The sequence below is a fragment of the Paenibacillus sp. 01T424 genome (assembly GCF_056398745.1).
In genome coordinates, this window is the sequence record NZ_JBFTPZ010000005.1 from 283,996 (window position 1) to 298,959 (window position 14,964).

General features: G+C 41.8%; 12 protein-coding genes. 1 reads left to right on the forward strand and 11 read right to left on the reverse strand.

The features are described from left to right. Nucleotides 1–9: 9 nt before the first annotated feature. Nucleotides 10–972 carry an NAD-dependent epimerase/dehydratase family protein gene (locus tag AC1DPK_RS06890; protein ID WP_441874888.1) on the reverse strand — a complete coding sequence of 321 codons (963 nt, stop codon included), beginning with the start codon at nucleotides 970–972 and terminating at the stop codon, nucleotides 10–12. 15 nt (nucleotides 973–987) lie between these two features. Continuing rightward, nucleotides 988–2,265: a nucleotide sugar dehydrogenase gene (locus AC1DPK_RS06895; protein WP_441874886.1), complete on the reverse strand. Its 1,278-nt coding sequence runs from the start codon at nucleotides 2,263–2,265 to the stop codon at nucleotides 988–990. A 266-nt stretch (nucleotides 2,266–2,531) separates the two neighbouring features. Here AC1DPK_RS06895 and AC1DPK_RS06900 point away from each other — a divergent pair, with 266 nt between their 5' ends. Continuing rightward, the gene (locus AC1DPK_RS06900) at nucleotides 2,532–3,950 is read left to right on the forward strand and encodes a glycosyltransferase family 4 protein (protein ID WP_477509766.1); all 1,419 of its coding nucleotides are present in this window, start codon (nucleotides 2,532–2,534) and stop codon (nucleotides 3,948–3,950) included. A gap of 310 nt (nucleotides 3,951–4,260) precedes the next feature. Here AC1DPK_RS06900 and AC1DPK_RS06905 read toward each other — a convergent pair whose 3' ends face one another. The 9 genes from AC1DPK_RS06905 to AC1DPK_RS06945 all read right to left on the reverse strand — a co-directional run bounded on the left by AC1DPK_RS06905 (nucleotide 4,261) and on the right by AC1DPK_RS06945 (nucleotide 14,832). Next, entirely contained in the window at nucleotides 4,261–4,593 is a 333-nt protein-coding gene (locus tag AC1DPK_RS06905) for a CatA-like O-acetyltransferase (RefSeq protein ID WP_477509767.1), read from the reverse strand. Nucleotides 4,594–5,382: 789 nt separating this feature from the next. Next, entirely contained in the window at nucleotides 5,383–8,007 is a 2,625-nt protein-coding gene (locus AC1DPK_RS06910; protein WP_477509768.1) for a glycoside hydrolase family 3 protein, read from the reverse strand. A 491-nt stretch (nucleotides 8,008–8,498) separates the two neighbouring features. Then, nucleotides 8,499–8,864 (reverse strand): hypothetical protein, encoded by a 366-nt coding sequence (locus tag AC1DPK_RS06915; RefSeq protein WP_477509769.1) that lies wholly within the window; start codon nucleotides 8,862–8,864, stop codon nucleotides 8,499–8,501. 18 nt (nucleotides 8,865–8,882) lie between these two features. Next, entirely contained in the window at nucleotides 8,883–9,110 is a 228-nt protein-coding gene (locus tag AC1DPK_RS06920; RefSeq protein ID WP_477509770.1) for a hypothetical protein, read from the reverse strand. Between the two features lie 21 nt (nucleotides 9,111–9,131). Beyond that, nucleotides 9,132–9,728 carry a helix-turn-helix transcriptional regulator gene (locus AC1DPK_RS06925; protein ID WP_477509771.1) on the reverse strand — a complete coding sequence of 199 codons (597 nt, stop codon included), beginning with the start codon at nucleotides 9,726–9,728 and terminating at the stop codon, nucleotides 9,132–9,134. An 88-nt stretch (nucleotides 9,729–9,816) separates the two neighbouring features. Next, nucleotides 9,817–9,972, reverse strand: a complete 156-nt coding sequence (locus AC1DPK_RS06930; RefSeq protein WP_477509772.1) for a hypothetical protein — start codon at nucleotides 9,970–9,972, stop codon at nucleotides 9,817–9,819. Nucleotides 9,973–9,995: 23 nt separating this feature from the next. Then, on the reverse strand, nucleotides 9,996–11,297 hold the full coding sequence (locus AC1DPK_RS06935) for an ABC transporter substrate-binding protein (RefSeq protein ID WP_477509773.1): 1,302 nt from the start codon (nucleotides 11,295–11,297) through the stop codon (nucleotides 9,996–9,998). A gap of 179 nt (nucleotides 11,298–11,476) precedes the next feature. Continuing rightward, a complete protein-coding gene (locus AC1DPK_RS06940) occupies nucleotides 11,477–13,267 on the reverse strand; it encodes a cache domain-containing sensor histidine kinase (RefSeq protein ID WP_477509774.1) in 1,791 nt (596 codons plus the stop codon). Then, a complete protein-coding gene (locus AC1DPK_RS06945) occupies nucleotides 13,264–14,832 on the reverse strand; it encodes a response regulator transcription factor (protein ID WP_441874868.1) in 1,569 nt (522 codons plus the stop codon). Before AC1DPK_RS06945 ends, AC1DPK_RS06940 begins: the two co-directional genes overlap by 4 nt. Nucleotides 14,833–14,964 lie beyond the last annotated feature (132 nt).

A 14,964-nucleotide genomic window follows, 5' to 3' on the forward strand; every position in this document is an offset into this window, starting at 1 on the left:
GAACAAAAATCATATATGATTTCGATACCAATCTATTGTTCTCATAAGTCCTTCTTCCAACTTCACGGAAGGTCTATAGCCAAGCAAAGTTTGTGATCTTGTTAAGTCCGGCTCTCGTGCCGGTATATCCTCATAACCCGCGCCATAAGCTTCATCATACGTTTTGGACACGATAGAAGATGTCGAATTGCTAAGAGAAACAATCAAGTTTGCAAGTTCCCTAATCGAGATAGAGCGGTTCGTACCGATATTGAATGCAAGTCCGTTAGCTTCCGGCTTGAGTGCTGCTAAAGTACCAGAGATCGTATCCTCTACATAAGTGAAACAACGTTTTTGAAACCCATCTCCATAAACCTCAAGTAGCTCTCCCTTCAAGGCTGCCTTAATGAATTGTGCTACAACACCGCCATATTGCGAATTTGTTTGCCTAGGTCCGTATGCGTTGAAATACCGAAGCACGGTAACTGGCAGTCCCTTTTGGGCATAAGCAAAGCACATATGCTCATCCAGCGACTTCGCCGTTGCATAGCACCAACGATGAACAGATGGGGCACCATAGATACGTCCGGACATTTCGTGAAAAGGCAGCTCCTCATTTTTTCCATATATTTCGGATGTTGAAGCAAAAATGACTTTGACATGGCGCGGATATGCTAATTCAAGTACATTGCGTGTACCGTCAATGTTGCCTTCTATAACTTTAATGGGATCATCTACCGTATTTTTAACGCCTAGAACAGCCGCTAAGTGGTAAACAACATCAGCTTTGGCAATCAATTTCTTCATCACCACTCGATCCATTACTGAGCCTTGGATAAGTGTGTGACGTTTATGATTTTGGAGATGGGATAAAAATTCCGGCCGCCCATTCGAGAAATCATCTATTGTCCAAACGGTGTGGCCTTCCTCCAGCAAACGCTCAACTAAATGTGAGCCGATAAAACCTGCGCCACCAGTTACTACTATTTTCATTGAAATCCCCCCCTTTTAAAGTAAGATGACGTTTTTACGGTCTGCGACTTTGCTTGTAGCATTGCGTGTATCTATGACAACAGGTGTGTGTTTCACAAATAGCTCGTAAGGAATATTCGAATGATCCGTTAAAATTAACGTACAATCAATATTTCTCATATTTCGTGCCGTAAGCGGGACTGCATGAAGCACCGTTTCGCCAATTTTCAGTTCATTTACATACGGGTCAAAATAATCTACCTTAACTCCGGATTCTAGCAGTTGCTCTATAATGTGCAGCGCGATGGACTCTCGCATATCATTTACATCTTTCTTATACGTAACCCCGATGACAAGTACATTGCATTCGTTTAGCTCTTTAGGACGCAAAGTCTTTGCAACCCGTTCTACTATTAAACTAGGCATATCCTCATTTACCTGACGGCAAAGCTCAATAAAAGGCAGATCAATATGGTGTTCCCTCGACTTCCACAACAAATATAATGGGTCAACCGGTATACAATGTCCGCCAACACCAGGACCTGGATAATATTTCGTAAAACCATATGGCTTTGTACCTGCTGCCTCGATCACTTCCCATAGGCTTATATCCAGCTCCTCGCATATCTTCAACAGACTGTTCATAAAAGAGATATTCAAATAACGCTGACTGTTCTCGAGCAGCTTCGTCATTTCGGCAACGCGCGGTGAAGACACGACGACCATGCGTTTAAACACTGCTTCATATACTTCCTTGGCATACGATGTGCATGATGGCGTTACGCCTCCGACAACTTTGGGGATATGCTCCAATTCCCATTTCGAACCGGGATCAATTCGTTCTGGTGAATATGCGAGCGAAATTTCTTTGCCTACTAGGAGACCAGTGGACTCCAAAATCGGCTTAAGCAGCTCCTCACAAGTTCCCGGGTACGTAGAACTTTCCAATACAATGAGTTGACCTCTTCGCAAATGTGGAAGCAAATTTTGTGCAGCTCCAATCACATATTTCAAATCAGGTTGATCATGATCATCTAGCGGCGTAGGCACACAAATGATTATGACATCGACTTTCTCGATGACATTGAAGGTAGTCCCAACATGAAAACTATTTTTACTGAAAAGATTTCGAATCTCGTTTTTCTTATAGTCAGACAAATAGGATTGACGCTTGTTTAACATATTGATTTTTCGTTCATCAGTATCAATACCATAAACCGTATTACCTTTCTCAAGAAACAACTCAGCCAATGGCAATCCAACGTACCCTAGCCCAATAATACCAATTTTATAATTAGTAGCATGCTCTTTCACTCTCTCAACTCCTTTGACTAATCTTCTAGCATCATACGAAAATTAATCAAAATCGCATTAGATAAAAGTCTATATTTTACAGAAATAGTAGAATGTCACGAAGTTTATAAGATTTTGAGGATATTGAATTATACCGACTGGATGCAATTGTTGATTGACAATCGCCTGTAATGATACGAGAGAAAAATAGGTGGATGTAAGTTAACATTATTGTAATAGACTCATATGATAGTGGAATGACAGACAAATTGACCGGAGGGGAACAAATGCGAATACTAATCGCCTGCAGCTGGTCTCTACCTCATGCAGGTGGCGTAAATACGTATGTCAATCAGTTGTCAAAAGGATTACAGCTCGCAGGGCATCAAGTAGATATATTCTCCCCGACGCCGGATGGACAGGGATTCCATGTCCCAGGAAAAAGCTTATTCATTGATAAAAGCAAACTAACATCTCTTATTGCCGATCAGACTAGTCTCTATATGAATCACTATTTGCCCGGAACTGATCCATGGATAACTAGCACCGAAATTGAGCGGTATTGTATTGAAGCAGCTGCCTTGTACTTCGACTTATCCGATTATGACATTATCCATGCACAGGACATTGTTAGCGCACATGCGTTGTCACGTGTTAAATCTCCTAAAACTCCTTTAGTAACGACAATTCATGGCTGTCTCACCAAAGAGTGGTTTGTTAAGTTGAAAGAATTGGGGTTACTGGAACAAGACACAAATACCCCGCTTTGGCACTATTCGGCCATACGTGAAAATTTGGGTGCAACCGTCAGTGATGTAACAATCTCGCCCTCGCAGTGGTTAAAAGATGTTTTAGTAAATGAATTTTCTGTTCCAGAACATAGTATTACAGTCAGCCATTATGGTTTTGACATTGACGAGTTTCTTCAAAACATGAATCGAGAATCAAATGTTACAAGACCTGCTGAGAAGAAAGTATTTATGTGCCCTGCACGCTTTGATGTTGTGAAAGGTCAAATCCATCTCATCTATGCACTAGCCAAACTAAAAGAAGAACGTACGGATTGGATTTGTTGGTTCGTAGGAGATGGTTTTCTTCGTGAAGAAATAACGCAAACTGCCAATAATCTCGGTCTTACTGATCACGTTATCTTTATGGGAAACCGCGAGGATGTTCCTGAATTGCTTCGACAAGCTGATTTTGTCGTCCTGCCCAGCATGCAGGATAACCAGCCATTTGCCATTATCGAAGCACAAATTGCAGGCAAGCCAGTCATCACTTCAGACGCTGGTGGTATTCCAGAAATGGTAACCCACTCATCGACTGGACTTGTATTTCATGCTGGAGATAGAGATCAGCTGTTTCATTGCTTAAGATCTGCCTTAGATGAAGATGATTCAACATCTCTGATTGAGCTGGCAAATCATGCAAAGAGATGGGGAGAGGAACATTGGTCATTGCATGCGATGACTGAACGTGTCGTCGATTTGTATAATCTCGCGAAAAGCAAGCATCCAGAAATAGATAACGGAATTAGTTTGCAACCTATACAACCTACACAAATTATACAACCTATACAACCTGTTCAACGGAAGAAAAAGAAAGGAAGAAGTAAATGGCGCATCTTACGAAGAAGAAGATATCTAATCGCATTAAAAATAAGAAAACGAAAAAACAGAAAAAGAAGACTCGCAAAAAAAAGATAATTAAACGAGTGCTTAAAAAAGCACGTCGAAGATCAATACTTTTTAACCTGAGAAGACCAGAATTGCTAACTGCTCATAATTTACAGCAGATGATCGATTCCAAATTCTCATCAGCCCATGATATTGAACAAAAAAACATCTGGAATCGTATTCTTCAAGTAATGCCTATTGGATACACAATTCCCGATATGAGCATTGTGCAACCGCTTATGAATAAGCGTATAAATTAAGATTCTATTGTATGAGCAGGCTGCCCTTTAGCTTAATAGAAACAAGGAGCAGCTACCGTAGTAGCTGCTCCTTGCTCTATTTAACCCGTGTAGTTTGGCAACCATTCCGTACAAGTATCTGCACGTAATTGCAGCTCATTACACAGCACCCCGGCATGGTGGAATTGTCCAGATAATGGCAACAGTATTTTTTCGTCATGCTGAAAATATTTCCCCATTGTAAAGATGGGTAATAAATAGGTTCCCTCATTATAGATGTTCAGGTTAAAGCCAGTGAAGCTAACCCAAGGAATGCTAGAAATGGGGAAAGTGCCCGGTGGTTCGTTTGTTTTAGCGGCAAATTGTTTAACATTTCCGTACTTTTTTATGTCATCAAGATAACGACTGTAGAGATAGCCACAGGATGACACCACCTTTTGCTGAATACGTTTAATTGTTAACCTTATATTTTTATTTTGGTTAACAATAGAATGTAGCTAGTTTAGCAGACATAATTTTTCCTGTAAAGATCATCACTCCAGAAATTTTTAGAATCCAATTCAAACGTTTATACTGGATAAATACGATGCAAAAGTAAATTAGCTTTGTTCGAACGGTGGATTAAGAGTAAAAAAACTAGGATAGAAACCTACTAAGACAATAAAAAAACCACTTTAGAAAGTGGTTTGAGATCATGTTTAATTTTGTTTTACAAATTGATTTTCTGACCAACACGGTCGACACTGAGCACTCTATAATTATCGAGCAAGCAGAGTCAACACATCATAATTGTCCATTAGTTCCTAACTCTCTCCAGAATGTTGTTAACCTCATCCATCCCGTGACAATAGCGCAAGGTTCCGTTTTCTTCCGCTTTATAACATGATCACTCCGCTTTTAATCATTACGCTCATCGAAAAAGTCTAATCCGGATTCCTTGAGCTAACTTCTACTTCATGATCGCCGGCAATCGCTTTAACCTCATGAGCACTCACGGTGCGTTATGTAATTATTGGGGTCATTATAAAAAGTCAAAAGGTTTTTCTGATTTCGAAGCAATTTTTTATGAAAATCATGTTATTCCCATAAAATGGGGAGAAATGCAGAGGTAAATGGAACCAAAAAAAGGGATACAGTTCCCTTGCTGCGTATAAAAAGAACACGCGGCAAATGAACTACCTCCCTAATTTCGAATCATACCAGCAGTGATAACTCATACATATTTATTTCCGAACGAAAAACTCTCCTGTTAGCGGAACGTCGCCCGAGTTTGGTCCGACCATTACCTCAAATTTACCCGGTTCCACAACCCAATCATGGCTTCTAGTAAGTGTACGGAGTTGTCTGTATCCCAGTGTAAGCGTGATGCGCTTTGTTTCGCCTATTTCAAGATGAATTCGCTTAAACCCTGCAAGCTCCTTGACTGGTCTGACCGTACTGCTGAATTCATCCCTAATATAAAGCTGAGCAACTTCCTCACCTGCGACATTTCCCGTATTAGTTACGTTAAACGATACATCCACTGTTCCATCCGGAGCAATTTCCCTTGCTGAAATGTCAAGATCCGAATACGCAAATGTTGTGTAACTCAGACCAAACCCGAATGGGTACAGTGGGAGCCAGTCCATTTCAACATATTTATGTCCATAGAATGGTGTGCGGTTATAGTATACAGGTAGCTGACCAACCGATCTTGGGAAAGACATCGGAATACGACCAGCAGGATTGACATCTCCGAAAATAACCTCTGCAATAGCATTTCCGCCCTGCTCGCCAACAAACCATGCCTCTATAATCGCGTGCAGATGCTCTGCCTCCCATGTGATCGACATCGGACGTCCGTTTTGGAGGACAAGAACAACAGGCGTTCCTGTTTCATAAATTCTCTTGACGAGTTCAAGTTGTCTGCCCGGAAGATTAAGGTCCGCTCTGTCCAGGTTCTCTCCACTAGTCTGATCGTTGTCACCCACCGCTACAATAGCAACATCCGCCTCTTGTGCTGCTTTAACCGCAGCGTCCATATAGTCGTTGCCGAGGCTGTAACCGAGGATTACCCTTACCCCACGTGAATCATTGAGATACTCAACCTTAACATCGTACTCTTCGCCTTCGACAAATTTGAACGCAACCATCTGATTGGAGTCAAGGTCGCCCCAACCGTCAACAAGCAGCGTGCCGTCGATCCACAAACGCATGCTGTCCATGCTGCTGAGTCCAATGTAACCATCCACTGTATCGCACGGTTTAATTTTGCCTGTCCAACGAACGGTGAAGTTATCTGCGTTTACACCGTCAGCAGGTTTTGTGTAAATCCAGTTGAAGTTTATCTGTTTGTCATTTCGCACACAAACAGGATCTCCCTCAAAAGAAAGAGAATTGTAGTACTCACCTACAAGTCCTTCGTTGCCATCATTGTCCTTGAGCCATTTGCCCGGTATAGTCATTAAGTCGGACTCCAGAATTTCGCAGCCCTTGGCGTAGATAACTTCGGTCGTTTCCGAAACGATGTTTTGGATGCCTTTCAAAAGCGTAACCGCATGCTCAGGCACAACTGGGCTGCTGTAATCTCCGTAACGGGGAACATCCGCGCTTGGTCCAATCACTGCAATCTTGCCAATGTCTCTTTTGAGAGGAAGCGTATTTTTGCTGTTTTTCAACAGGCAGATCGACTTTCTTGCAACTTCGAGAGCCGTCTGTACGTGCTCCTCACTGTGCACAACTTTCGAAGAAAGTTCGATATCTGTATATGGATTTTCAAAGATTCCAACTGTAAATTTAACTGTAAGTACACGTCCAGCAGCTGTGTCTACTACTTTCTCGTCCACCTCACCTGATTTTACAAGGTCAATAATGCTGTCCTGGTATATATCATGCGGAAAGTCGTAAAGCTGCATGTCAACACCGGATTCAAGACCCATTTTGATAGCTTCCCGATTGTTTTCAGCAACAAAGTGCATGGTATGCAGCATGGAGACAGCCGTCATATCCGCTCGTACGAAGCCCTTCATGCCCCACTTATCGCGAAGTACACCAGTAAGCAGCGAATGGTCGCTAGCTACAGGAGTGCCGTCAATAGAGTTATAGGAACACATTGTGTTCATTGCACCCGCTTGAAAAGCAGCCTCAAATACAGGCAGACAGTAAAATGCATTATCATGATGCCCCATCATGGCCGGAGCACAATTGTGTCCTCCCCTAGGAGCACCGTATCCTGTAAAGTGTTTGGGCTCCGACACTACGGCATCGGGTCTTGTAAGGTCATCCGTTTGAAGCCCTCTTACCATGTTCTCCGCGAACATAGACCCTAGATAAGGATCCTCTCCGTATCCTTCTTCCACTCGTCCCCATCGGATTTCCCTAGCTAGATCGAGAACAGGTGCCCAAACCTCATGTATACCAAAGCTGCGCGCTTCGGAAGCGATGACTCTCGCTTGTTTATATCCGAGTTCTGGCTCAAATGTTGATGCGAGTGCGACCTGCTGAGGGAGCACTGTACAGCCTTTCCACCCAAAACCGTGAAGTCCCTCTTCACTAAAGAGTACCGGAATCCCCCATCTTGAATTTTGGATGATATACTCCTGAATTTTATTAGCAGTCTCCGCTTTGGAATTTCGGTTTTGGATGCATCCGATTCCAATTCCAGCAGATACCTTTTCCATTTTTTCGTAGTTAAGCAAATCTGCATTTAAGCCTTCTACTGAATCGGAAATTTCATTTCCAGAATAAATATCAAGCTGTCTTACCTTTTCTTCAAGTGACATTCTCGATATAAGGTCCGCAACTCTTTCTTCAATAGGCAAGCTTGCATTCATATAAGGGTAATGTTGTAAGTCTATTCTTGTGCTCATTGTTTTCTCCTTTTAGCTCTCTGAGTGCTTGATTCTTTCATTTGTTGGCTAAAGTATCTGTCAAACTTCAAGTGAACAAAATCACAAGCCTGAATGGCCATATTGCCCAGCCTGGAATAAGATCATAGCTGTATACCGAATTTCATAATTAAGGTTTTTTTCGTTGTCCTGAAGTTGAAACAACTTCTCCAGACTCTAAACTATCAGTCTATTAGTAAAAGCATATTCTTAGATGATAAACTCCCAAACCATATTAGTATTTGAACTAACAAGACTTAATTTTGCACTATGTGGACATGAATGGATAATCGGAGATACGGAAGCAATAGCGAACCATTAGAGTTTCGGAAATCGGCGTACTCAGAAAAAACAACCGTTCCCCTATTATGTATAGGAAAACGGTCGCCCTTGAAGTCGAAGGCCGTCAACTTTGCACTTTGATTCGCATATACGATCCGACTATTGTCATCAGAGATGATGACACCATACTCCTAAGCTAAATCGGTAATGTTTTTGAAAAAACTGCTCTCATTAATTCGCATATAAACAATATTCGTGTAGCGCTCTTTTAGATTACCTGGGAATTTATGGACTACAAACAGTTCGTTATTCTCATATTTCCATAGTGGTTCTATCCCCTTGATAACTTCGTTATACCATGGCTCCTCACTAACACGTTTGTGTGGGACTACTAAATCGCCGAATTCCGGCACAGTGCTCTGGGTGTAAAAGGTTATTTTCTGAATATCCTTGTCAAGGTTCATCATCATAATAAAATACGGATCTAAGAAATCATTCAAATCCCGTGAAAGATTGACTAAGTCGATATAATCATTGGCTACGATCTTCTGAAACATCTTAGTGAATAGGATCGATCAAATCGCATGATTGTAGCGTTCAACCGAATTGTCAATACTCTGAGTAACGGTATTTACATTCTTATCAATCCCTTGCAGTGCCTGCAACTTCAGCATGTCCTTTGATTGATTGTAGGCGTATATGCCAAGCACCATAATAGGAATGATAATAACGATTAAATAGGAAAGAAATAGTTTTTGATTAAACCGTAAACGATTGAACAATCCATAGATCAGCCGTTTCATAGGTTATGCCTCTTCTCTGCACTAGGAAGGTGTTCGACCAAAATGATTTTTGAATAACGAGCTGAAGTAGGAAAAGTTGCTATAACCAACATCATGGCTGATATCGATAATTTTACGGTTGGTTGTTATAAGCAGTTCCTTTGCCCTTTCCATTCGGTGCAAGGTCATGAACTTATTGAGACTTATCCCTTTCTGTTTCTTGAATAAATGGCTCAAATAACTAGGAGATAAATAAACCCGCTCCGCCAATAACTCCAACGACAAGTCTGTCTGGTATTCGTTCTCGATTATTCGGACGACTTCATCGATCGCTTTGGAGGTCGCTTCCGAATTCTTTTCGCAGGAAGACTCGTTTGCCTTTAAAATACTCAGTACTACTTTACGCAAATCACTCAGCTTTACCGTTTTATAGATGTCCTCCAAACTATGCTTGAATCTATCATTATTCTTTGTTATAGAAGCATTGAATGTAGCTTTGACAATTTCGGTGCACACATATTTTACATAGATAACCGTAAAATGCTCCCTGTGTTGCAAAGCATCAAACAGTTGCTCGACATGCAGTTGCGCGATATCGTATCGATTGTGCTGAATGTTTTGCTTCAATTCCGTTAGCACATCATTTACTCCTGCTCGTAACAAATGACGTGCGGTTCGCAAGCATCACCGTACCCTCATCGAAAAAGAACTTGTTTTCCAGCATCGTTTACATCTCGTGAAATTGTTTGTGGAGCTGCTTTACATCATCCATCAATCCGCTGATCACAACACAGATATCATTATCGTACATATCCTGGAATATCCGGATCAAATGCTGTCCAAGCTCCGTTGCTTCCAGCGACTCGTCGGGGGCGGTTTCCAAGAGTAGCAACGCTTGAAATGTATTTAGCGAATTTGAGTATCAGCTTGCGTCTGCGCATCCTTCAGGACGGTATCTACATCTTTCCCGCCAAAATAAGCTTGCAATGCAACAACGATAATATCCTCAATGGCGTAAGTGTTCGTGCCATAGTTGACGGTAGGAATCTTAGCAGTCCATGTTGCAAAATCAGATACGATTTTTTGGCCTTGAAAATATTCGTCTGCCGCAGAGTAAGCTTCTCCACTTGCCGCAGCCTTTAGAGTACCAATGACTCCAATCTTTGTATTTAGAGACTGATAGAGTTCAGCGTCGGAAGCAAATGTCTTTCCGAGAAACTCGGCAGCAGCTTCTTTACCCTCCACATTCATTACATACCAAGAGCTGCCGCCAAGACTTGATGCATGGACGGAGCCTTTTGTTACTGCAAGCTTAGGAAGCGGAGCTACTGCCCATTTTTGTGACTGAGAAGCTTCAGCTTTAATTGAAGGGGTAATCCAGTTACCGGTAGGTACGCTAGCGACTTCACCATGATTGAATGCACCAACAAATTGGCTCCAATCCGATATCACCTTCACAATGCCGGAATCCAGCATTTCTTTATACAATTCAATCGCCTCTTTTAAAGCGGCATTGTCTGCAATGATCGGAGTCTTGCCATCCTCTGCCGTATACCATTGCCCCGCAGATTGCATCATCATGCGAATAAGTCCAAGATCGTTAGGGTCAAGGGTGAGCATGTTTTTGCCGGTCTTCTCTTTTATAGCTTTACCGATCTCGATATACTGCTTCCAGTCGATTTCTTTCATGTCAGCTAAGCTATAGCCCGCTTGCTCCAAATAATCTGTCCGTACATACATTCCGGTTACACCTGAATCAAATGGTACGCCGTATTGCTTGCCATCAACACTCGTCGGATCAATCTTATAATCAGCGAAATTTTCGACTTTTACGGCGTCTGTCAATTCATAAAACGAATTCGGATACGCTTGCAAAAAGCTCTGTGCTCGATAATCCTCGATCAATACGATGTTAGGCAAACCTTTCGTAGAACCTGAATTCAACAAGGTGTTCAACTTTTGAACGATATCAGCCTGCGCGTTTTCCACGATGTTGATCATTACATCCGAATGAACTTGTGAATATGCTTCTTTTGCTACACCCATGGCGGCAATGTTAAACGCCGGGTCCCACGCCCAAACTGTAATCTCTTTCGGATTGGAAGTGCTTTCATCTCCCGAGCTTGTTAGGCTGCCTTTCGTTCCACCAGACGAACATGTTGTCAAGAGAATAACGCCAGCAAGCAGAATGAAAACTAATTGCTTCAATAAATAATCCCCCTTGTAAAATAAAAAAAGATGAAAGCGTTTTCCAATGACGCATCCATCTTAACACTTTGTATTCATGTTCTTTTGTATTTTCTTTGTTAGCTTTTGTGCTATTATTGGATCGTTTATTCACTTTTCATGACGTCTCTAGCACATTCTTTTGTTGTTTAGCACATTCTTTATTTATTAATTAATGGAATGTTAATTTTGATTTTAGTACCTTCTCCCCGTTTGCTTGTTATGTTAATCCCATAATTCTCCCCGTACATTAATTTAATTCTGTCGTCAACATTACGTATGCCGATGCCGGAGAAAAATTGGCGTTTTCTCTTCGGCGTACGTATCTGCTCCACTTTCAGCTGCTTTTGCTCTATATCCATACCGTCTCCGTTATCCACGACCTCGCATACTAGTTGGTCCTCGTTCACGGCTATCATGATCAAAATACTTCCTTGTTCTTTTATGTTGAATCCGTGAAAGAATGCGTTTTCGATAAAAGGCTGGAGAATGAGCTTCGGTATGTGGTAATCCAAGCTGTCAGGCTCCACAAAATAATTCACGCGTATCTTCTCACTGTACCGTACATGATTGATATAGACATAATGCTTCATTGTCTCCAGTTCCTGACAAACAGGAATAGTGGACTCTACATCACTAACTGTATTTTGCAGGAGAGAGATAAGTGCATTAATCGTACCTGCTGCTTTTTCCTTATTACCTTGCAACACCAAAAACTTTATTGATGCCAGCGTATTGTATAGAAAGTGCGGATTGATTTGCATTTGAAGTGCGGCCAGCTCTGCATTACGCACTTGCTTTTGGGTTTCCAACAGCCGATCTACATAATCATGCAGTGCATCAAGCATATAATTAAAAGCGTTGCCCAGCTCTTTAACTTCATAACTGCTAGTAGCGATATCGATATGATTATCGAATCCACTCGTTGGAATATGCGACATCTGTTTAACGAGTACACGCAGGGACTTCGTCATTTTTCGGGTAATTAAAAATACGATAATAAGGGAAATCGCCACGATGACCATAATTGTCAACGTCACCGCTTCAGCATTCACCATCTGTCCGGTCACGGCTTTCTTGTCAATTAGATTTACCAGATAAAAATCAAACTCCGGCAAATATTCAGAAAACACAATTCGTTCATTACCCATGACATAGGCGGATCCTTCATCTTCTTCTCCGAGCTGCTGAGCTGCTACTTCTGTATATAACGGCTTATCCATTAGCCCAATCCGCTCGCTCCGATTGCTGGACACTATCAATCCGTTTTTATTTATCAACAACACGTCATTGCCTTCACTCGTAAAGTTAGCATAAAAAGATCTGAAATTGCGATCACGAATCGCAACATACAAGGTGCCGTAAAAACTACTTGTCTGTTGATCAAATAAAGCTTTGGAAGCCACAAGCACTTGCTCTTTCGCAATGCCTTTGTTGTCACCAGCTGGATAGAGCTGATACAGGATTTGCGCAGATTGCTCATTTGTTGCGTTCGTAACGGTGTGATGTTTCATTTCCTCGGCGAAAGTGGACCAATAATAAGCATCTGTTGAATAACTCCGACCATTCACGCCTATGATCATAATCCCAACGTCATAAGCGCTGAAGTTGGACCGAATCGCCTTCATGCCTTCTGTCATATGGTATGTTTCGGTGGCAAGTGATACTGCATCCGTCTCTTGCCCAGATAAATAGTTTCGGATGGAGGCATTTTGAGCTATCATCGCTGCTCCAGTAGCTACCGTGTAGTTGTAAGACTCAAGGTTGGTCTTCATCTGGTTCAGCAGCTTGCTGTTAGTAATGCTGAACGTTTGAAAAAATAATTTTTCCGACATGCTGATCGTTATAGCCAGGGTTATTAGCGATACGGTAACGATGCTAATGAGCGTGACGAGAAACAACTTGAGGAACAAGCCCTGTTTTTTCAGCTTTAATGCAGCATTTCTTATCATGACTCCTTTATCTCCTCCGAGAATTGTTTCCGATACTGGCTTGGCGATATGCCGGTATGCTTTTTAAACACCTTTGTGAAATAGCTCTGGTCCGAATAGCCTACATTTGCACTGATTTCGGATATCGATTCTCCCGTCGTCAAGAGAAGCTCCATCGCTTTTTCCAGCCGGACTTTGTTCAGGTATTCACTGAAACCTTCCTCATTATGAGTAGCGAAAAAACTAGACAGATACGAAGCGTTGAAATGAAACTGCCTCGCCACTCCGGTCAGCGTGATCGGATCAGCGTAATGCTCATGAATATATTCAAGCAGATTAGATATATTTGGATTAAATAATGAGTTCGCCTTGCGAATCACATGTTCTGCCTCATGTATGAACGCTTCAGCTAGAGCAATTGCGTCTTTAGCATACCTAGCTTCATCAATTTTTCGGAAGTAGTCATATTTAGCGTCTTCTCCCCCAGGGGTTTCATACTTCATTTTCCCAAGTGTTGTCGTCACGTTAAATATGAAGTTCCCCAAAAACGATTTGAATTCAAAAATTTCGGTGCGATAGTCCTTTGACCACAGATGCACAAATTCCAGAAAGCTCGTAAACGCCTTCTGGAATTGCTTTCGTCGCAGCTGTTCCGATAATTCTGCCATGTCATATTCTTGATACGCATCCGAGAGTCCCGGTAAATGATCATTTTCAATCAGGCTTCGTGTCGGCAGGTAAAAGCTATATCTTGTAAGCTTCAAGTGATTGTTCCGATAAATCTCTCCAAGGCGGTTAAAATCCTCGAAGCTTTGACTAAGAACGAATTGGGTACCGCTCTTAATCTCTGTCATTTCTGTGACGAGGCACCTGAGCTCCATAAGCATTTCGACCCATTGCTCTGGATTCACATTAATTAAGAAAAGAATAGAATCGTTGTCAAACTTTAGCTGCATATAGGCTGCTTTGTCCTTGCTGAGCTTACGCAGCCCTCTATCTATTTGGCTTGCGAAAGTCACCTTTTCATCAGAATCTTTAATATGGTTCATGTCCGTACCGAAAAATGCATAACGTCTGTATGGAAACTTCGAATGCACCAACCCAGGTTCTTGCGAAGCCTCGTATCCGCTCATTAGCTTCTCGATTATTCGTGTAAGCTGTTTTTCCTCCATATCAATTCCTTGATCGCCCATCTGCGTCCCAACCATTTTGGCAGTTGTTTTGTTTAAGATTGATAACAGGTATTCGGCTTCCAACTTCGGCTTTAGGATATAGTCCGCTACTCCGCTCTGAAATGTGGAGCGAACGTAGCCGTATTCACTGAAGCTGCTTAAGACGATTACCTCAATATGAGGGTACTTCTCCTTCACCCGCTTAACAAATTCCTCACCGTCCATAACTGGCATCACGATGTCTGTTAGTATGACATGAGGGTTGACCTCATCAACCAAATCCAAAGCTTCAAGACCATTCGAAGCCTCAGCGACAATTCGGTATCCCTCCTGTTCCCAATCTAGAAGGTGCTTAATTCCTTGTCTAACAAGCATTTCGTCATCTACAATCATAATCTTATATATTGGTTTCATTTCTGCCCCCTTGCAGCTTTTCAACCTATAATTAATACGCTACGATTTGATTTCAATCTAAAAAAAACTGAAAATTACCAGGGTAATTCATTTTTGGTCTTTCATTCAAATACACTCCTCTACTCTTGGTAA

What these genes read in the sequence shown, in the direction of transcription:
- AC1DPK_RS06915 (WP_477509769.1), bottom strand. Translation starts at nt 8,864, where the DNA reads ATGTTTCAGAAGATCGTAGCCAATGATTATATCGACTTAGTCAATCTT.
- AC1DPK_RS06940 (WP_477509774.1), bottom strand. Translation starts at nt 13,267, where the DNA reads ATGATAAGAAATGCTGCATTAAAGCTGAAAAAACAGGGCTTGTTCCTC.
- AC1DPK_RS06920 (WP_477509770.1), bottom strand. Translation starts at nt 9,110, where the DNA reads ATGAAACGGCTGATCTATGGATTGTTCAATCGTTTACGGTTTAATCAA.
- AC1DPK_RS06945 (WP_441874868.1), bottom strand. Translation starts at nt 14,832, where the DNA reads ATGAAACCAATATATAAGATTATGATTGTAGATGACGAAATGCTTGTT.
- AC1DPK_RS06890 (WP_441874888.1), bottom strand. Translation starts at nt 972, where the DNA reads ATGAAAATAGTAGTAACTGGTGGCGCAGGTTTTATCGGCTCACATTTA.
- AC1DPK_RS06900 (WP_477509766.1), top strand. Translation starts at nt 2,532, where the DNA reads ATGCGAATACTAATCGCCTGCAGCTGGTCTCTACCTCATGCAGGTGGC.
- AC1DPK_RS06910 (WP_477509768.1), bottom strand. Translation starts at nt 8,007, where the DNA reads ATGAGCACAAGAATAGACTTACAACATTACCCTTATATGAATGCAAGC.